The organism is Flammeovirga sp. EKP202 (assembly GCF_014534745.1).
Lineage (GTDB): Bacteria > Bacteroidota > Bacteroidia > Cytophagales > Flammeovirgaceae > Flammeovirga.
In genome coordinates this window covers 33,555-54,167 of the sequence record NZ_JACVVP010000051.1, presented here as the reverse complement: position 1 = coordinate 54,167, position 20,613 = coordinate 33,555, and the positions used below count along the sequence as shown (strand labels likewise).

The following is a 20,613-nucleotide window of genomic DNA, read 5'->3' as shown; positions in this document are numbered from 1 at the left end:
GATCCGCTTTCGCTGATCTTATAATTACTTTTTCATTACATCAAAAGAACGTTTGAGCCGTTGCTCAATGATCTGTTTCTCAGATTTTTATTCCGATAAACTCTTTTGTTTATCGCTGCTTCTTTCCATAAGCGAGTGCAAAGGTAAGAACTTTTTATTTTAACTTCCAAATCTTTTTTCAAAAATTTTTGAAGTTTTTTTCGTTGATTTTCTCAACCTACAACACTCTATATTTATCACTTTAAAAGAGAAGTTTTTAACACCTTTCGTTAAAGGCGAGTGCAAAGGTAAGAAGAGAAATTTAATTTGCAATAGTATTTCTAATTAATTTTAAATTTAATTTAAACACCATTTAATTCGCTTAAAATGAACAAATTAAGAATTTAAAAAGCTTCTCGCACAACATGTTTTATACTGCCTTCCTTCTGAAGACGGATGCAAAGGTAGGATTAAGAATTAATTTTCCAAACTTTATTTCAAGGTAATTTCTAAATACACGTTAAGTTCATAGAATTGTAATTTTATTTCTAAGTTAAATACCTAACATACAAACACATAATAAGAGAACCCCTTTTAAGGTTTTTCTGAAAATCTTAAAAGGGGTTTCATTAAAGCTATGTTTCAATTATATCTCAGCCAAACTTAACTAACCTATTTCTAGCTTTTGTTATTTAGTTCCTTTTTCAAAAAGGCCAAGCCTTCTTTAAAAGAAACATTCTCTAAGGACGATTCTTTCATCAAATCTTCCATCTCTTGATACAACTCTTTCTTATGTTTCAAAGCCACTTCATCTTTATATGAATTATATTTAGACTTTAGAAGTTGAATAATTCTTGGTGATAATATTCCGAGTACAATCAAAATAATTAAAACCACCCCGAGCACAATTTCCATTAGATAATCTTTCAATATCTCTGTCCATGGTTCTTGTATCAGTTCTATGCTTGTAGATGTATTCAGTCCATATATATTTAAAGAAAGTGTATCCACTTTTGTTTTATGGAAATTTATAGAATCATAAGGAGTCAAATAAATAGATATATATCCTTTACTCCATGGTCTTACCCTTGGAGTACCATAATACATTTGAATTCCTTTTGGTAATTGTAACTCTTTAATAAAAGTTTGAGGTGAAGGATAAACAGCATTTTTCCCTGTATTTAAATAAGGAACTCTTATTTCAAAAGTATCTTTGTGAGACGTGAATTGTAATTTTGTAGGAATATTACCTTCTACTTCTTGGATCAGCTTTTCTAAAGGCTTATATACGAATTGATGTGACATTGAAGAAGAATCCTCTTTTACGATCACCTTGATATTTCCTTTTAAGTCTTTCGATAAATCGTGAGACTTCACTAAAGTCAAAGGAATTTTAATTGCTCCTGAAGTTCGAGGCTGTAGATGAGTAGCATTCCATTCGTATTTAAGAAAAGATGGTAGCTGAAAATCAATTAATGAATCTACTCTAAATAAAGTATCATAATCACTATCATTATAAAAGGAAGCCTCTAGCCATATTGTATCAAGTGGAGAATATAATCTTTCTTTAGAAAAAGCTATATTTTCTGAAAGTACAGAAGTTGTGTCATTCCAAAAAACATCACCTCTAATTTTTGCTACTCTACTTGTGATAAAAACATGTTGCTCTACATAATTATTCTTTAATATAAGTTCTCCATATTTATCCCCTAATTTTGTCGCTACAGGGGCAAACGTCAAGACCAAACTATCTGATGACGGCACAATAGTTTGTTTTATATTTGAGAGAATCGTGTCCCCTTCAATAATAAAGATAAATGAAGATGGATCTCCAGTATATTCTATTTCTAAAGGTAATTCCCCTAAAGTGGTAAAACTAAAATCTGTAAAGCCAGTTGAATCAGCCTCTACCAAACCTAAATTAAGATTAATGTCATCCCTATCGTTTAGTATTGCATTTTTCGTTTTTGACTTTAATGCCACACGGTAAAGTTGCTGGTCTATTCTAAAAGCAACAAATGCCTTATGTTGTCCTTTTTCAATATTCTTGGCACGTATTTTAACTTTGAGATCTTTTAATGGCTTTTTGGTAAACTTCGTTTCATGGTATTTTTGCCAAACATTCTGAACAGTATCAATATCTATGGAGAAAAAGTCTGTATCTCCCACATAAAAGATTTCAATTTCAGCTTCTGAAAAACCACCCGTACAAAAAAGGTTAATCTCTTTTGACTGCTCATCAATAGTTCCAAAATCAACCATTAATGCATCTGTAATTAAGCTGTTTGATTTTGATGGCTTGGAATCTTTAAAAATAACTTGCTTCCATCTTTGGTTTTTATTTCCATTTGGGAGCAGTTTAGTTGTAATTTTTTCAGATTTTCCAGGTTTTTCAAACTTAAAAACTTGTGCATTTACTTTTCCTTGCGAAAAGAGTAGTACTATAAATAAACTAAGGAAAAAATATTTCATTATTTGTTTAATTCTTTTTCTAATAGTTCTGCATATTTCAAAAGAGATGTCAAGATACCTTTATCCACATTACTTTCTGATGAATTGATCATATCAGAAATCTTTTCAACATACTCATTTAATGGGGTGCCTCCACCGATACCATCCATCACTTTTGCTCTACAATATGATTTAAAAACCTTCAACTCATCAGGTGAGAGTGCATCATAAAAATTCCTTCCTTTATATCGGAATAACATCTCCTTTAAACGGTCATCCCTAAATGGAAAATATTCTAAACTTAAATGCTTAGGATCCGTTTTCCCCATAGCTGTCACTCGATCCCCAAGACGCTTATCATTTCCATCAATGAAGCCTTCGTAAAGTTGTCCGTCAACATCTTCATTTATTGGATAAGGTGTATTGTAAACTTCATTTACTCTTCGTACAAAATTGGGATCCTCTTTCATCAACTCTTCTAATTCTAATTGATGTTTTTTCACCTTCTCTAAATCAATGTTTAACGCTTGTGCTCGTTGTGGAGATAATGTCTTTGGAGTGACAAACATCGATGATTTATTGATGACTACTTGTCTTAATCCAGGTCGATCCTCAATTTTATTATCACCTTCTGCTTTTTCATACAACTTTTCTCTAATCTCATCAGAAGACAACCCTCTCAATGACAAAGGTGAAGTTAAAATATCGATACCATTGTAAGCATTATTGTTTTTCAAATCTTTTGAAAGAGGTACAAAGAATGATAAATGCCCGCTGACTAAGGGAACAAATGGAGTGACAAAAAGAAGAGGAGATACAGTTTGCATACTATCTTCCACTAACTTTTGCGAAACTTTTTTATCTCTTAACTTAAAAGCATAATTGAATAGTTTAGGGTTTACTTTTTCCACCAATTTTGCCATATGTATAGTCGCCCAAACATCAGCCAAAGCATCGTGTGCATTTTCATGCTCTATTCCATTGACTTTCGATAAATTTTCAAGCTTTAAATTGACAGAACCGTCTTCATTTGTAGGCCACTGAATTCCATCGGGACGCAGCGCATAAGTCATGCGAATTATATCTAATAAATCCAGCCTGGAATTTTGGTCTGCCCACTCATGTGAATAGGGGTCGATAAAGTTTTTATAAAAGCCAAAACGAGAAAACTCATCATCAAATCGAATGTTATTATAACCAATATGACATGTTCCTTTTAGACCTAATTCATTCTTTATCCTACCCATAAATTCAAACTCACTCACTCCTTGAGCTTCAGCAATTTGAGGAGTAATCCCTGTCACTAAACAAGCTTCTGGGTCAGGTAAAAAGTCTTTTGATGGTTTACAATATAAAACAATTGGATCACCTATTGGGTTAAAAGATAAATCAGTTCTAATTCCAGCAAATTGGGCTATTTTATCTTTCTTGGGGTCTTTTCCAAAAGTCTCATAATCATAAAAGAAAAATGAAGTTGTATTCATATTGATTATCGTTCGATTATTGTGTGTTACGAAGCTATAAAAGTATTCAATTATTGAAATAATTTAAGGTGAAGATATGAATATTAAACTTTTTTTTATGTATTCACAGAATTTTTTGCTGAATAGTTGGAATTACAAAAAGAAATCATCTATTTGTATATAACGTAATACGAATATATCTCATATGGCAAAGTACATTTACTACAAAAAACCTTTTGAAGAAGTCGATAAACAGGCCAAAGAGTCTAATAAATCCATGAAAGAGTTTATGAAAGACGTGCCTGCCAGTGAAACGAAAAGTTTTGAAACGAGGAAGGCTTTCTTCCAAAGTTTCACATCGAAAAGAAAAGCTTCATGGAAAGGCTCTGAGGAAGGTTCAATGATTTACGTTGACGGGGTTAAACCTTATGCATTATCAACAAGAGATTTTCTTGAAGAATATCGCATTGCTATCCAACATCGTGGAAGAAAACCTCGAAAAACGGGAGGTTCTAATAAGATTGTTACTTTCAGAATGTCAGAAGATGAATACGCTGCACTGGAAGAACAAGCCAAAAAGAAAAGCATGAAAGTATCGGACTATATCCGAAATTTAATTGAATCAGATTTGATTCAATAGTCAAGCTTTAAAAGACACCTATGAAAATCTTGTTTTCGCACAAAAAAGACTGTTTTACTATAAACAGTCTTTTTTTTGTAAAAAAAATGGCTGAAGTAAACTCCAGCCTTTCTTGTAAGTACTATTCAAAATGTATAAGAAGTTTTACCCCTTTCTTCCCCTACTATTTTATTTAGCACTTAAAGTTTAAAAAATTGAATTGGCATATGTGGCTTAAACCACGATTAATAGAATAACTGCTTGCATGTTTTACTTCTACATTTTAGAACCCTTTTTAAAGTCATTCAAACACTCTAAAAAGAAGTGATATAATTCTAGTATCCTATTAATAACAAAAAAATTATGCTTAATTACTTTTAATAAATATAGTTTGTAAGCTATATTCTCCTTTCATTATCCTTACGCAATTTAGCTAAATCTTTTTCCCATTCTAAGTGAATGTCTCAACTGTAAGAAAATGTCACTCAATACAGCTTTAAACTACTCTAAGTAACTATTTTAGACATAATTTGAAATAACTTAGATAACCCTACATCAAAATTTATATCATCGTTATAGTGCTTCAATTTTCTTATATTAAGTGTATAATAACCGAAAATACACTCAGAACTTTACATCTTCTGACCATTTATCATATTAAGGATTCAAAATTTGAATTCATTAATCATCCACTATCCTAAACAACACCTATCATGATTGCTAAAGTAAAATACACAGTGGCCCAGAAAGAAGGGATACTAGCCGTAATTTGTAGACCTACCGACACAGTAAAAACGATCTTAAAAAAAGCGAAAACAATGCTGGTGAGGTCAGGGCATATTGCATCGAGTATTCAACAATTAAACTTCCTAAGTAAGGTTTAATTGTCATCTTCATTCAGTTGAAAAACGAGAAAGTTGAGCATCAATAAACCCTGTAATATTTAATCTCTAATTAAAATACCGAGCTAAATTTTCTCGTTTTTGATGTATTATTCTTTAATTTCCATTTTCAACTAAATTAAAGAATTAATGGAAACTAAATGGTTAAATGAGACAACGCTTCAAGGTGATACTGTTACGCTTCTTCCTCTTTCATTGAAACATCGTGATCGTCTAGTAGAAGCAGCAAAAGACGGAAAATTATGGGAACTTTGGTACACAACTGTACCCTCGGAAAACGAAATAGATAATTATATCGAAACTGCATTCCAACAATATAAAGAAGACAGTAGTCTACCTTTTGTGGTTCTACACAATAAAACTCAAAAAATCATAGGTTCTACTCGATTTTTAAATGCCAATTCCAAAGTAAAAAGAGTTGAAATTGGCTCTACATGGTATGCTAAATCATTTCAAAGGACGGCAGTAAATACAGAATGTAAATTATTATTGCTTCAATATGCCTTTGAAAATTTAAAATGCATTGCTGTAGAACTTAGGACCCACTTCCATAATCAAAAATCAAGAAGAGCAATCGCTAACTTAGGGGCTAAACAAGATGGAATATTAAGAAACCATACGATCGATAAAGTTGGAAACTTACGAGATACAGTTGTTTTCTCTATTCTCAATTCAGAATGGAATGTTGTCAAAACAGCATTATCTTATCGACTGAATCAATAAATGTATAAAGTTATCTGCCTGTTCATTAAAATTTAGAATTTCTTTTCCAAGCATACTTTAATTGAATCAAGATATTTAGTGGAAATCCTTATATTTGGCGGTATTTTTTTAGAAGTGAAAGCATTATGGAGGAAGAGAAGAAAAAATTAAGTTTTGAAGAAATCGAAAAGTGTACTTCTATTTTAGAAGATATTCTTGAAGATACTACTATTCTATTTGAATTACCAGAAGAAAAGCGTGTTGCTTTGATGAAAGCTGCAGGACAATTGACACGTCCTAGTAGAGAGGAGTTTGAAAAGAGAAGAAAAGATAAAAAGAAAGCTGCAAAACGTAAGCAGCAGGAAAAAGACAGACATGCTCGAAAATTCACTGGAATTAGAAGTGCTAGAGAAAATCATATTTTCATTGCTCCTAAAATTCTAGAAGAACAGGATCTACCTACAGATATGCCTGAGTTAGAGTCTTACAGAAATTGCTATGTCTGTAAGAAGGAATATACAAAACTGCATCATTTTTATGATCAGATGTGTCCTGAATGTGGTGATTTCAACTATGCCAAAAGATTTCAAACGGCTGATCTAACTGGACAAATTGCTGTAGTGACGGGTTCTCGTTTGAAAATCGGTTATCATATTACATTGATTCTTCTTCGTTCAGGTGCTACTGTTGTTGCTACTACACGTTTCCCTGTTGATTCTGCAAAGCGTTTTTCTAAAGAGGAAGATTACCATGTTTGGAAAGATCGTTTGAAGATTCACGGTTTAGATTTAAGACATATTCCTAGTGTTGAGATTTTCTGTAATTATATAGAGCAGAAATATGGACGTCTAGATATTTTGATAAATAATGCTGCTCAAACTGTAAGACGCCCTTCTGGCTTCTATGCTCATATGATGGAAGACGAAGAAAAACCTTTTGCTTTATTAGATAAAGATACACAACACTTACTTTCAGAGCATCAATACTGTGTTGAACAGTTATTAGACTTATCTGACAGCAGTTCAAGTGCAAAAAATAGAAGACTTCCTGTAAAATGGAGTACAACTGAGGCTGGTATTGGGATTAGAGCTTCGGCGAAACTTTCCCAGATTCCTTACAGTTTTGACAACTCTATTCAGACGAAAGAGGTATTCCCTGAAGGTAAATTGGATGTGGATTTACAACAAGTGGATCTGCGTAAAACCAACAGCTGGAGATTGAGAATCGGTGAGATTGAAACTCCTGAGATGGTTGAGGTACAATTAGTCAACTCTATTGCCCCGTTTGTACTATGTAATAGATTAGCGAAGGTGATGCAGAAAGATTACACTGGTAAAAAACATATTATAAATGTTTCTGCTATGGAAGGAAAATTCCACCGTTTCCATAAAGAAGATAGACACCCTCACACCAATATGGCGAAGGCTGCATTGAACATGTTAACGCACACTTCTGCTAGTACTTTAGCAAAAGATGGTATTTATATGAATGCCGTGGATACGGGTTGGGTAACGGATGAGGACCCTGCTCATATCTCTGCTAAGAAACAGGAAGAACATGATTTCCAACCTCCATTAGATATTGTGGATGGTGCTGCTAGAGTATTAGATCCATTAATTGATGGTATTAATACCGGTAAGCATTGGTCTGGTCAATTCTTGAAAGATTATTTCCCGATTGATTGGTAATCATATACTATACAAAAACAGCCTTTCAAGTCTTTAAGATTTTGAAAGGCTGTTTTTTCTTAAGTAGCAGTTTTATTAAAGTTTACGAACTAAAACTACCCAATCTTCATCAAAAGTAGGCGAAGGTCCTAAAATTACTTTATTACCCGCATTTACCACCTTAATTTTTGTTTTCATCAAAGTCCCTCCGGTTCTGGGGTTATACCAATGAACACTAAACTTACCGGTATATCCTTCTAGATTTAAAGTAGGTTGTCCTCCTTCTTTTAAATAAATACAATAAGTATCACCTTCTTTTGCGAAAGTATAGCTCCTCTTCACATCCACAAGTGAATTATCCGCCTTCATCTCAGTAAATGGCAAGTATTTTTGGAAGAAATCTGTTGCATAAAAAGTCATTTTCCAAATGCGGTCTCTTGTATGCCAATCTTCACAATTAAGGTCATTGTTTGGATATTTATAACCAAAATAATGTTCTATACCAGCACCTCCGGCCATAAGGTTGGCCCATATTACATCTTTCCTAACCGTATCTTGTTGACTTGGGTAATCATCAGGAAGTACTCCTTTTTTAGCAGGACCAATTTCATCTAACCAAATCACCCATTTTTTACCTGCCTCTTCAGAAGCATCTCTCCAATGCAATGTTGTTTCGTAAGTATGGTGAAGGTTGTGAATTTGAAATGAAATACCGTCTAATGATGGGTTACCCAATAGTGGCTTTACCGTATTTTCATGATCCTTTTGATTGGGCAAAGTATGAATAGCGACCATATTTCCGTAAGGTTCCAATGCTTTCATATATTCAATCATCGCAATTCTCATTTTTGTAGTTTGCCCTACTGGAGACCAAGTAGTGATCCCATTTTCTTCTCCCATATTCCAAACTATTCCAGGGTGATGGGCAAAGCGTGCAACTAACTCTCTATAATATAGTTTTCTTTGAATTCCTGTGTATCCAATATCCAAAAGGTTTTCATTTTCGGTCTCTTGCGTGATAACATGCTTGACTAGCCCTACTTTATCCATATGAGAAAAAAGAAGTTCCCATTGTTCCAACTTACTGACATCAAAACGGTAACGTTCGTGTTCTTCTGTCCAAGGCCAAACGTTTTTACCATCGCCCATTACATTCATTGTAAGGAAGTAAACCGTATTAATACCTGTTGAAGAAAGATAATTCATCCCTCCAACAATCCCTTTTCCTTTACCATTTTGCCAAGTTAGATCTCCCTCCTGCCATTCGGGTATGTGTTTTTCAAACTTGTGTTTCTTAGGGGTTCCATCAAATTCATGGTACCCCAAAAGGTCTTCAGGGCTGTTTGCTCCTCCTTTAATAAAATATTCTTTGGTACCTTCGAACTGCAAATAATGTGTATCTGTTGGTTTCAGTCTACCTTTTCCCCTTAAATCTAAACCTGTTTTATCGGTAGGTGAAACATCAAAAGTACCAGCAATTCCATCAGGCGAAATCTTTTCACCTTTTGAGATTTCGTTAGCAATTGCGATGTTTTTTCCTTTCACAAAAGATGCTTGGTAAGACCATTTACCTGTTTTGTTAGGTGCAAAGCGTACACTCCATTTATTTCCTTTATCTGCACTTGTCTCTGCAGCATTTCCATCGGCAGCATAAAAACCTGGAATGACAAATTTTTCATCGCCATTGGTAAATGTCACATCGAGTCTGTAGTCTAGAAAGGGATTTTCAGGAGCTAGTTCGTGAGTTTCTGGTCCGTCAAATGTAAGGGTTACAGTATGCCATACTTTGAGTTCTCCATTGATTTGTTGCGCTTTCAGCTGTTGAAAACACATTAATGTGATTAAAAAAATTAGCAGTCGTTTCATTTCATAGAAATTTATTTGTGAAGTAATAGTACAATTGTAAACGAGTAGCTCTTTTTTTTCACTCTTCAACTCAGGTTGTGCTGATGACAACAGGATTAAAAAAGACTTGAATTACTCGTTTACATTTGCTCCCTTACTTTCCGTTGGAGATTTCCTTCTTTTCCCAAACTCTGAAATATTTCACATGAAATTCTCCATCTAATCGGTTATCATCAGGAAGTGCTCCAAACCATTTATTGGATTCGTTATTAAAATTCACTTCAAGTGGCTGATGCCAGTGTGTATTTTTAGCTTCTCTAAATAAGACACCATCAATGTAGAATCGAATGTACTCTTCCGTCCATTCCAAACCCCATACATGATAGTCTTTTTGTAATTCAAAAGGGATATAGTATTTTTTAGTTCTTGAGAAATGTTTCTTTACATTACCCTGATCTTCAGGAGCTCTGAAAACATGGATATTAGAGTTTAGATCATTTCTGTTATACGATAATCCAGGAGCATTTTCACAAATATCGATTTCTGTCCACCAATCTTTGCTGACATTGGTCATCCAAAAGCCAGAAACCCAAGGTGCATCCATCAATTTCATCTCTGCTTCAAAATAGCCGTATAAAAATTTATTTTTACTTTTAATAAAACCTGAAGAGTGAGTAAAACCCTCTGGTAAGTCTCCTTCGTTATGTTTATTTACTTTAAAAACAGCCTCTCCATTTTCGAAAGTTACATTTGAACCATGAAAGTAGGTAGGTTTTCTTCCTTTCCATTTTGGATTATTTGGATGCCAAATTTTTTCGTTGATTTTTGATTTCTCAAATTCATCTGAATACTTTTTCAATAATTTCCACTCTCCTTCATTGTTTTGATCAGATAATGGAAGCTTATCAGAAGTTCGTTTTACGATTAAGTTGACATCTACAGTATCAACATAATTTTTCGGTGGAATAGTAAGGTCTTGTGCTAAAAGCCCTCCTATTGAAAAGTATAAAATTGTTATACCTATTAAAAAGAATTTAGATCTCATACATACAAAGTTTAAGTAAATTATTCCTTCATCTCTGAAGCAATTTACTGGGCTTTTGTACTATTGTAAGCGAAAAACTTCTGCAAGTTGAGGGGGTAATTTTTCTGAGCTTTGTTTTTTCAATATTATATGACAGTTATCGCCAATTCACCGACTTTTTCACGAGCTTATGGCACCCATCTATGAAGTTTCAAGATTATGCTGTAAAGGAAAAAAGCTTCTACTCTATACCATAATATTCTGTAAAAAAGAAAAAGTAATTCAGAATAGATTACTGTATTTTTACTCTTAGAGAAATTTTCATTGTACAACTCTTGACTGAATAGTATTTTATTGTGCAAAATAATGAAGTGACAAAAAGTTACAACTACCCCTATTGTACTATTCAAAGTAAATCATCAATTCATCCTAGGTAAAATCAAAAAAATGTTGGGAAACTTTTATTTTCATTTTATTTAAGGCGTTATTGCAAATTGTAAATAAACAAAAATCATCCAATGCTCTTTACCAAAGCTCTCAACTATATTAAAAAAACTGTTTCGTCTCAAAAGGAATGGAAGATATATCCTACCCTAGTATATGAATATGTTACTGTATCTACACCAAAAAAATCATCCAATTACCTTATTGAAATAATGAATGAAAGTGGTGAGGTTTTACTCCAAAAAGAATACAAAGGACCGACTAAAATCTATTTCAATAAGTGGGGAAAAGGCGTTTATCAAATGGCCTTAAAGTACGATGATGGAGAACTTAAATCTAAAATTTTAGTATATCCAAGGTTCGAAAAGGTCTAATTCTTATTTAATAAAATACAAAAACGTGTTCTTTTCTTAAAAATTAAGTTTTACAAATGTTATTAAATTATATTTGAATCACTCTAACAGATCAACTTAATTTTAATACCTATGAAGATTTCAATTTCAATCATATTTCTTTTCCTGTTGAGTTTTAATGTGAAAGCTCAAGGATTGAATATACAAACAACGTTAGCTGAAAAAGAAGGAAAAACAACGGTTGAACTTTTCAATGAAAGAAAGGAAGAACGTAAAACCAAAAAGAAAGAAAAAAGTGATTTAGAAAATCATCGTTCTATCAAATCAGACATTTCTCGCAAAGAGGATCAAGAATAATTTCTTGGTTTGAAAAATGATGTAATGATAAAGTTTCGGAATTGATATGTTGACTAGAAGGTTGAATATATTAATTCCGTTAATATAAAAAGTGTTTCATGCACTGTCCGAGTATGGAAGGTGTACGAAACACTCTTTTATTTGGCATATTAAATACAAACGTCATTTATGCCTTAAAGATGATAGAAGTCGTCTTGTTTCTAAATGCTTTATACTACTTCTAGGGCTTGTTCAATATCCCAAATAATATCTTCTGCGTTTTCTACTCCAATTGACAAACGGATTAGACTCGGTAAGATGCCGAAAGTTTTCTTTTCTTCTTCATCAATTCCGATATGTGTCATACTTGCAGGGTGTTGCGCCAAACTTTCGGTACTACCTAAACTAACTGCCAGCTTCATTAACTTCAGTTGGTTTAAGAACTTGAAAGCTTCTTTCTCCCCTCCTTTGATATCAAAAGACACCATAGCCCCTGCTGCCGAGTATTGCTTTTTGAATAACTGATAGGCTTTAGAGTCTTGAGGAATACAACCTAAATAATGTACTTTTTCGACTTTTGGATGTTTAAACAAATAGTCTGCAACTTTCTCTGCATTTTTCAGCTGAGCTTCCATTCTTATCTTTAAGGTTTCCAATGAACGTAACATCAACCATGCGGTATGAGGGGAAACCATATTCCCAAGGAAAGTTCTTAGCGTTTTTACCCTCTGCATCACTTCAGTGTTACCGAGAACAGCTCCCGCTATCAAATCACTATGACCTCCAATATATTTTGTAGCAGAATACATCACTATATCTGCTCCCAAAGTAAGCGGCTGCGACCAAATTGGTCCCATATAAGTATTATCAACACCTACGAATACTTTTTTATCCACAAATTTACTGTTATATAGGTCAGCCACCTCAACACAAAGCGAGATATCAAATAAATCATTGGTCGGGTTTGCTGGTGTTTCAACATAAATCAATGATAATCGATCTGCCAGACCCGACGAGTCAATCATCTCCAAGAGATCACTTTTAGTGTGTTCGGGTCTGAAAGCAATGCTATGAACACCAATCTTTTTCAATAAATCATGAATAAAATGATCTGTCCCTCCATAAGTCGGTGCACTATATAATAGTAAATCACCTGGCTTTAAAAACTCCAATAAAACAGAACTGATGGCACTCATTCCACTTTCGAAAACAGCACAATCATCTGCTTGGTCCCAAAGACAGAGTCTGTCTTCCAAAATTTCTAAGTTTGGATTGTTGATTCTACTATAAATCAATCCAAGGTTCTCATCTTGTCCTTTTTCCCTTAAACCATATGCTATTTCAAAAAATGCTTTCCCTTCTTCGGCTGTTTTGAAAACAAAAGTGGAAGTTTGAAAAATAGGAGTTTTTACAGCTCCCTCTGATAATTCTGGTTTATATCCATGCGTCATCATTAATGACTCTGGATGATACTTGTGTGGCATAGTCTAGAATAATAAGTTATGTTTATGTGTGCTTTTGAAGCAAAATAATTAAAAAAACAGAATTATAGATAAAATCAGCAAAAACAATCCATTATTTTAGTTTAACACTAAACATAAAATATTATCTTTTAAGGGAAATATAATGTACTTCTACAAGAAAAGTGATTTTAGTAGGTTTTACTCAGGGAGTGATAACACAATTAGTGGTGTATAAATAACAGTTTAATCCAATTGACTCTAACAATAAATTAAAAAAAAATAACAAAAATCATGTATTTGAAATTAAGTTCATCTTAACAAGTACAACACAAACAAATCGTTGTAAAACAAATAAACCTCATAACATTGTGCAATATTCAACCTTCAAATAATAGACAAATTAGATATATCATTTGTAATAAGTATTATATAATATATAAAATAAGATAAAACGTCACTTTTACAATAAAAATAAATTGAAATGCGAATAAAGTTGACATAACACTATTTTGAGTGATTTCTGAAGAATAAAAATTAAAAATTCATGATAAAATAAAAAATATCAAGAGTATTGTGTAATGTTATTTACATGTTTGTTTTCTCCAAAAAGAAGATAAACTCACAAAAAATAGTAACTTGTTTTAGTAAGATTTTTGGAGATTAATACAGTGAAGTTGGATTTATAAAAGAAATGGTTGTCTTCAAAAAAATACAACCTTTATTTATATTGATATCAAACAATCAATATAAGTTTGTAGTGTATTCCAATAGGGATGCCATTAGTATCCCCCAATTAATAATGAGTCCCCTCTCTGTTTAAAACAGATTGGGGAATTTTTTTTTAATGCATTTCCACATAATATTAGCGTATGAATAACGCTTTTTATAAAAATTTAAATTTAATAATATCACTATTCTAATAATGTGGTTATTTATGATTCTCAATTTTGGTTAACAAGTTTAAATAGTATTTATTTGAAGTATCAATAAAGAACACAACATCAACACAAAAAGTTGATTAAAAATATTTAGTTGGAAGTTTGTTTGTTAGTTTAGTTTATAGAATGAAAAGGACACAGTTTTGCTGGAGTCCTTTTTTTATTTCTCTATCTTTTTTTTAATATTTTGTAGAAAACTTTTGGTCGGAAATAGTGACCTTGATTTACAGTAATCGTTGAATGTTGAGGCGTTTTTGATTTGGGGTATAGATAAGTGGGGGTAGCAATGAGAAGAAAGTGATAAGTGTAATCTAGTAAATCCTTAATTTACAGAACAAGAATGGTTTAGAAATCGATTATTAAACCGAACAATTATTGAATAAAATTCTCAAATTCTTCTTCTTCCCCTTTACGATACACCTTACTTTTCAATGTATGCTTACGCTGATATTCCAATTCCTCATCAAGCACCCATCTCATTTTATCATTCTTAAGATTGAGTAATTCATAAGCAATTTTATTGTGAGTTGTTACAGAAATATATGTCACTATGTACTTATATTTTGATTTTGCTACTGTTACCGTATCACCAATGCCTATTTGTGCATACGAAGCTGATGTAGCTAATAGTAAGAAGATTATTGTTATTAGTCTCATATGAATTTTTCAACAAAAATTTATCATTTACAAAGATAACGAAACTTATTGCTGAGAATTGTATACGGACATAAAAAAGGGTTCTTACTTTCTGTTAAGCAAGAACCCTTTTCTGATATTTTTTTTACTAATCATTTAATTGCTTTCTTAAAACAAGCATATGATTAAGCGGTAAACCGTTTTCGATCAACTGCTGACTGTAATTTTTTGTATAAAAATCTTTTTTAACCTCATAGATTTCAAAACCTACTTTTTGGTAAATATATAATTGTCTGAAAGCAGCATTTGAAGTACCAATTAAAATGTATTTAAAGCCTCTATCCTTGGCCTGTTCCATAGCATTCAATAACATTCTTTGGCCTATTCCTTCACCTTGACATGTTTTTGATACAGCTATATTTTTAATTTCAATAGACTCTCCATCGAACATTTGTAAAGCGTAAACACCTAACGTTTCATTTTCTCTTTGGTAAATATAAATTTCAGAGTCATGGATATATTTGTCAATCGCTTCGATAGTTTCATCTGCTAATAAAAGAAGGTCATATGGTAGCTTACTGCCTTCTTGGATTAAACGAATCTTGTCTGTCTTCTCTAATAGTAAATTCATTTGAATATTCGTTTAGGTAATAATTTTAAAAAACATACAAAGATAGTAAAGTATGACATTGAAGAAAAATAACAAAAATCAGAGTTAAGATATTTTAATACTCCATTTTTAGTGATTAATATTCTCTCACAAAGGTTTAGAGATCATCAATAAATGAAAAATCGCTTCTGAAGTCCTGTTTTTGGTCAATGAGTTTCTTTACGAAATCGGTATGCTGTCTACTGGTTTTCTTTTGTTCAAATTGAAGAAAGAAGCCTTGGCTATGTAAACTTAAAACCTTATCTGTATGATATAAAACTAAACGGTAATAAGGAATAATCCATTCGAAGTTTCGAACCTTAACATTGATGTGAATTAAAACTCCTTTCTCTCTAAGCTCAATTATTGCCGAATCTAATTCAGATTGTGATTCTACATCAAAGCCGATATTTAAATTACTTGATCGAATGTAAAAGCGTGGAGATGTACTTCCTCCTAACTTGAGAATTTTTATTAATGAAAACTTTTTCCCAACAATGCCTCTTGACTGATGATAGCGAACTGTTTTTCCAAATGTGGTCTCTAAAAGCATAGTTTCTTTTTTATAGAACTAACTTCAGCAAATTGGAAATTGTTTTTAAAATATTATCCAGATTCTATAAAAAAAGAAGCCGCTACATAAACAGTAACGGCTCTTCAATCTAACTTATATATCGCAAATATTTCGAAATGTTATCGTTAAGCATTTTCAGCTATTGATTATAAGATTACGTATTCAGTCCAAATATTTTAAATGTCTTTTTTCTTTTCTCCAGCACTCGCTTTATCAATAAAGTGTTGACGTTTTTTCTCTTCTTTTAAAACGTTTGCTGCGTGTGGATCTTGCCACTTTGCCTTCACTGTTCCTGAGGTCCAGTTGGTATATAATTCTTTTAATTGCTTTACAATTTCAGGTTTTTCTTCTGCCAAATTATTTCGTTCTAAAGGATCATTTTCCATATCAAATAAGAAGCTTTCTAACTTATAACCTGAATAAACCAATTTGTAATTTCCATGTCTAACAGCATAACCTGCCCCATCAGAGTATCTCCAATAAAGTGTCTCATGTGGCTGTCCTTTTTTCTTTCCTTTGAGATAAGGTAAGAGGTTCACGCCATCCAATTCTTTACTTGGCAATGCTGTATTGGTAGCCGCTAATGCCGTTGGAAAAATATCTAAAGCTGTGATGCACTCTTCGTAGCGTTTTCCTCCTTTTAAACCTTGAGGCCATGAAATCACAAATGGTACTCGAATTCCTCCTTCAAATAACATCCCTTTGTGTCCTCTGTAAGGATAACTACTTGCTCCATGGGTATGCCCTCCGTTATCACTATAAAATACAATTAATGTATTCTCATAAATTCCTTCTTCTTTTAGTTTGGCAATGACTTGACCAAGACCATGATCCATGCCTACTACTAAACCTGCATACGCTGCTCTTTCTCCGTCTTCAATGTGAGCAACATCTTTATAATATTTTTTAGGGGCTTGAATAGGAGCGTGGGGAGCATTATAGGCTAAATACATAAAGAAAGGTTTTTCTTCCTTAGCATACTCTCCAATATATTCAGTTGCTGCTTTAGTAAAATCATCCGTGAGATACGTAAGTTCTTCTTGTGGAACAATTTTACCGTCTCTTAATACGCCTCTCATCGGGTCACCTTTTTTAGGTTTTCCCCAATAGTCTGATCCTCCTCCGTAGAAGCCGTACCAATCATCAAAGCCTCTTTTGTTAGGCCAAAATTTTTCGTGATCACCCAAGTGCCATTTACCTATTGCACATGTAGTGTATCCTTGCGTCTTTAAATGTTCAGACAACATAATTTCATCCAATGGTAATCCATCATCTTCTGTTGGATTATTGTAAGGCATGTTATTTTCGTGTCCAAATCGCTGCTGATATCTTCCACTTAGTAAACCCGCTCTACTAGGGCTACAGTAAGGATGACTTGCATAGCCTTGAGAGAAAGAAACTCCCTCTTTTGCCAAGGCATCTAGATTAGGTGTTGGAATATCTGAACCATTGAAACCTGCATCACCCCAACCTTGATCGTCAGAGATAATGATGATTACATTTGTTTTTTTGTCTTTAGGTGGTTCATTTGCCCATAGTTGAAGCGTGAAAACGCTTAAAAAAAGTAATAGTATAGAAGATCGGTGCATAAGTAATATTGAGGTTAAGTGCCACTTAATTTATTATCAGTACAAATTCAAAATTATCTAATACTAATTCTATTCAATATTTTGCGATTACTTCCTTCAAAAAACTTTCAATAGAACCACTATTAATACGTTTTTTAGTGTTGTACTCACAAAAAATAAATTAGAATTAACTATAATTCATTTTTGACTTTGTACTTCATTCCATTTCTTTAAAGTACTTCACTACACTGTCCATCCTTTTACATCCTGAGTACTTTTTGATCCAATCTAACCGGAGATTCATGATCATTTCCCCGATTATTTTAGATCTATATTTATGATTTTCCTCAATAGCACATGCTTTATGTAATGTACTATTGAGGAATATTTTATCTGTCTACTTTAGAAAAGTCAGCCGAAGAAATCATTTGCATTACTTCTTCTTTTTTAACGGCATTAAAGTCTCCATCAATGCCATGTTTAAATGCTGAAGCTGCTGTAGCAAAATCTATACATTGTTGGAAATCTCCTTCAAAAGCATGTAGTCCGTAAATTACGCCAGCCATAAAAGCATCTCCTCCTCCTACTCTATCTACAATATGGCTTAATTCGTATTTCTTAGTTCTATATACTTTCTCACCATCAAACAAAGCCCCTGCCCACGTATGATGATTGGCAGATTTGACTCCTCTTGATGAGAAAACTACTACTTCGCAATTGGGATATTTTTCCATCATTGCTTTACCTGAAAGGGCAAAATCCAAATCCGTGACCTCTTCATTTAAAACATCAACATCAGGGTGAATACCCGACATCACATGGCATTTCTCCATCAAAGCAGGCATCACTTCTTCATGGCTTTTACCCCATTGCCAAAGCTTTGCTCTATAGTTGTAATCCATAGAAACTTTTAAACCCTTTGCTTCTGCCACTTCTAATGCCTTGGCCGTAATCAATGCAGCACTTTCAGAAACGGCTGGAGTAATACCGCTCCAGTGAAACCAAGTAGTTCCTTCGAAAATAGCGTCCCAGTCAAAAGTATCTACTTCGGCTTGTGTAAAAACACTATCTGCTCTATCGTAAATCACTTTACCTCCTCTTTGCATGGAAGGTGCTTCCACAAAATAAAGACCTAAACGGCCTTCTGCACGAAGAACATTGGTTGTATCAATACCAAACTTTCGCATGTGCATGAGTGCATCATCAGCAATATCGTGTTGAGGTAAAACCGATACCATACTCACGTCCATGCCGTAATTCCCCAATGAAGAAGCTACGTTTAGTTCAGCTCCACCATAATACGTTTCATACTCGGTAGTCTGACCAAACCTTTTATGTCGAATAGGTGAAAGTCGCATTAAGATTTCACCTAAGGTTATGATTTTATGTTTTTTCATAATTCTAAAATGTAAAGTAGTACACACATGAGGGATGAGCTAAGCGACAATTAACTCTTATCTCATCCCTACATATCACACCACTATTCACTTTTAAACGTATAGTTCGCTTTCCAATAAAGTCGTTACTCCATCATTCAAAATAGCTTGAAGATAATGTGCAACGCCTTCATGTAATTGAGGAATGTCGTTTAGATCTTGATCCCAAAGCGTATTGTAAGCCAATACTTGTTGTACCACTTCTTCTAATGAGATCTCTTTTGTTTCGTATTTCGCCCATACATTGCTCAACAATTCCAATACATCAGCATTGTCTACGGGTTGGAAATCATCGCTTGGAGCATAGAGTTTGATCAATGCAGCAAATGACATTAATAAATGCTTAGGCACTCTTCCTTTTTCATTATAGAAACTAAGAATTGATGGTAAAACTCTTGTCTTGAATTTAGGGAAAGAGTTTAATGAAATGCTCTTTAAGTAATGTTTGATGAATGGATTTCTGAAACGATCCAGTACATCATCCTTGAACTCTACCAATCCATCTGCAGGAGGAAGAGAAGGAATAATTTCTTCTGTAAGGCAAGTATTAATGAATCTAGAAACTGTTTCGTTTTCTAGGTTTTCTCTTACCGTTTCAATTCCGGCTAATAAACCAACTGGCACCATTAAAGTATGTGCACCATTTAAGATTCTAACCTTACGCTCTCTATATGGGGCTTGGTTGTCTGTAACAACGATATTTAAACCTGCTTTCTCGAAAGGTAAAACTTCCTTGATTTTCTGATCACCTTCCAATACAAATAAATGGAACTGCTCACCTTCTACCACTAATTGATCTTCAAAACCAAGGTCTTTCTGAATTTCTTCAATTCTATCTTTTGGATAACCTGGTACAATTCTATCCACTAAAGTATTGTAGAATGTACAAGCTTCTTTTACCCATGCCACGAAATCATCACCTAAGTTCCAATCCTTCGCATACTGAAGGATAATTTCTTGTAATTTGACACCGTTTTTATCAATCAATTCGCAAGGTAAGATAATTAAACCTTTGTCTTCAGCCCCCTTGAAATGTGTAAATCTACGGTATAAAAATGCTGTTAATTTACCAGGAAAACTCTCTTGAAGGTTCTCTAACTGATCTCCTTCTTTATAAACAATACCTGCTTCTGTAGTGTTTGAGAAGACAAACTGTAATGTTTCAACTTCAGCTAATTTTAAGTAAGCATCAAAGTCCTCATAAGGATTAATCACTTCTTGTATACAATCCACCAACATTTGTTTGTTGATCAATTCACCTTTCTCAATACCATTTAATAATAAATGATATAAACCATCTTGTGAAGCTAAAAGCTCACCTAAACCTTGAGGAATAGGTTGTACTACGGCTACACCCGCATCAAAATCAGATTGTACGTTCATTTCATGAATCATCCAATCAATAAATGCTCTTAAAAAGTTACCTTCACCGAATTGTACTACTTTAATTGGGCGAGGATTTACTATTGCTGTTGTTCTATTTAGTTTCATGGCTATTGCTCTTTTTTTAATCAAATCGAACTGTAAACTTTAAAATGAAGTTTTACTCGACTGATGATTAGTG

Annotated in this window: 17 protein-coding genes; 6 read left to right on the top strand and 11 right to left on the bottom strand. The window is 33.3% G+C overall.

Annotated elements, in window-relative coordinates; translation table 11 throughout:
* Positions 1-657 precede the first annotated feature (657 nt).
* Together IC221_RS23375 and sbcB are read right to left on the bottom strand one after the other, a co-directional pair.
* Positions 658-2,451 (bottom strand): hypothetical protein, encoded by a 1,794-nt coding sequence (locus IC221_RS23375; RefSeq protein ID WP_188171265.1) that lies wholly within the window; start codon positions 2,449-2,451, stop codon positions 658-660.
* Positions 2,451-3,914 carry an exodeoxyribonuclease I gene (sbcB, locus tag IC221_RS23370; protein WP_188171264.1) on the bottom strand — a complete coding sequence of 488 codons (1,464 nt, stop codon included), beginning with the start codon at positions 3,912-3,914 and terminating at the stop codon, positions 2,451-2,453. The genes IC221_RS23375 and sbcB overlap by 1 nt, the downstream gene beginning before the upstream one ends.
* Before the next feature lie 184 nt (positions 3,915-4,098).
* On the opposite strand from sbcB, the gene IC221_RS23365 reads away from it, so the two are divergent.
* The 4 genes from IC221_RS23365 to IC221_RS23350 all read left to right on the top strand — a co-directional run bounded on the left by IC221_RS23365 (position 4,099) and on the right by IC221_RS23350 (position 7,804).
* Positions 4,099-4,533 carry a hypothetical protein gene (locus tag IC221_RS23365; RefSeq protein WP_044209801.1) on the top strand — a complete coding sequence of 145 codons (435 nt, stop codon included), beginning with the start codon at positions 4,099-4,101 and terminating at the stop codon, positions 4,531-4,533.
* Between the two features lie 692 nt (positions 4,534-5,225).
* Positions 5,226-5,396, top strand: coding sequence for a hypothetical protein (locus tag IC221_RS23360; RefSeq protein ID WP_156152462.1), 171 nt, complete (start codon positions 5,226-5,228; stop codon positions 5,394-5,396).
* 147 nt (positions 5,397-5,543) lie between these two features.
* A complete protein-coding gene (locus tag IC221_RS23355) occupies positions 5,544-6,137 on the top strand; it encodes a GNAT family N-acetyltransferase (RefSeq protein ID WP_188171263.1) in 594 nt (197 codons plus the stop codon).
* Between the two features lie 125 nt (positions 6,138-6,262).
* Positions 6,263-7,804, top strand: a complete 1,542-nt coding sequence (locus tag IC221_RS23350; protein ID WP_188171262.1) for an SDR family oxidoreductase — start codon at positions 6,263-6,265, stop codon at positions 7,802-7,804.
* 75 nt (positions 7,805-7,879) lie between these two features.
* On the opposite strand, the gene IC221_RS23345 is transcribed toward IC221_RS23350, so the two are convergent.
* Both IC221_RS23345 and IC221_RS23340 read right to left on the bottom strand, forming a co-directional pair.
* A complete protein-coding gene (locus IC221_RS23345) occupies positions 7,880-9,649 on the bottom strand; it encodes a DUF5060 domain-containing protein (RefSeq protein ID WP_188171261.1) in 1,770 nt (589 codons plus the stop codon).
* Between the two features lie 133 nt (positions 9,650-9,782).
* Positions 9,783-10,673, bottom strand: coding sequence for a family 16 glycosylhydrolase (locus IC221_RS23340; RefSeq protein ID WP_188171260.1), 891 nt, complete (start codon positions 10,671-10,673; stop codon positions 9,783-9,785).
* A 497-nt stretch (positions 10,674-11,170) separates the two neighbouring features.
* On the opposite strand from IC221_RS23340, the gene IC221_RS23335 reads away from it, so the two are divergent.
* Positions 11,171-11,470 carry a T9SS type A sorting domain-containing protein gene (locus IC221_RS23335; RefSeq protein WP_188171259.1) on the top strand — a complete coding sequence of 100 codons (300 nt, stop codon included), beginning with the start codon at positions 11,171-11,173 and terminating at the stop codon, positions 11,468-11,470.
* 111 nt (positions 11,471-11,581) lie between these two features.
* A complete protein-coding gene (locus tag IC221_RS23330; RefSeq protein WP_188171258.1) occupies positions 11,582-11,806 on the top strand; it encodes a hypothetical protein in 225 nt (74 codons plus the stop codon).
* A gap of 209 nt (positions 11,807-12,015) precedes the next feature.
* Here IC221_RS23330 and IC221_RS23325 read toward each other — a convergent pair whose 3' ends face one another.
* The 7 genes from IC221_RS23325 to IC221_RS23295 form a co-directional block, all read right to left on the bottom strand.
* Positions 12,016-13,269 carry a cystathionine gamma-synthase family protein gene (locus IC221_RS23325; RefSeq protein ID WP_188171257.1) on the bottom strand — a complete coding sequence of 418 codons (1,254 nt, stop codon included), beginning with the start codon at positions 13,267-13,269 and terminating at the stop codon, positions 12,016-12,018.
* 1,289 nt (positions 13,270-14,558) lie between these two features.
* A complete protein-coding gene (locus IC221_RS23320; protein ID WP_188171256.1) occupies positions 14,559-14,843 on the bottom strand; it encodes a hypothetical protein in 285 nt (94 codons plus the stop codon).
* Positions 14,844-14,970: 127 nt separating this feature from the next.
* Entirely contained in the window at positions 14,971-15,453 is a 483-nt protein-coding gene (locus IC221_RS23315) for a GNAT family N-acetyltransferase (RefSeq protein ID WP_188171255.1), read from the bottom strand.
* A gap of 136 nt (positions 15,454-15,589) precedes the next feature.
* A complete protein-coding gene (locus IC221_RS23310; protein WP_188171254.1) occupies positions 15,590-16,024 on the bottom strand; it encodes a hypothetical protein in 435 nt (144 codons plus the stop codon).
* A 197-nt stretch (positions 16,025-16,221) separates the two neighbouring features.
* Entirely contained in the window at positions 16,222-17,634 is a 1,413-nt protein-coding gene (locus tag IC221_RS23305; RefSeq protein ID WP_188171253.1) for a sulfatase, read from the bottom strand.
* Positions 17,635-18,002: 368 nt separating this feature from the next.
* On the bottom strand, positions 18,003-19,010 hold the full coding sequence (locus IC221_RS23300) for a sugar kinase (protein WP_188171252.1): 1,008 nt from the start codon (positions 19,008-19,010) through the stop codon (positions 18,003-18,005).
* A gap of 93 nt (positions 19,011-19,103) precedes the next feature.
* Complete coding sequence (locus IC221_RS23295) at positions 19,104-20,540, bottom strand: tagaturonate reductase (RefSeq protein ID WP_188171251.1); 1,437 nt, start codon at positions 20,538-20,540, stop codon at positions 19,104-19,106.
* Positions 20,541-20,613: the final 73 nt, after the last annotated feature.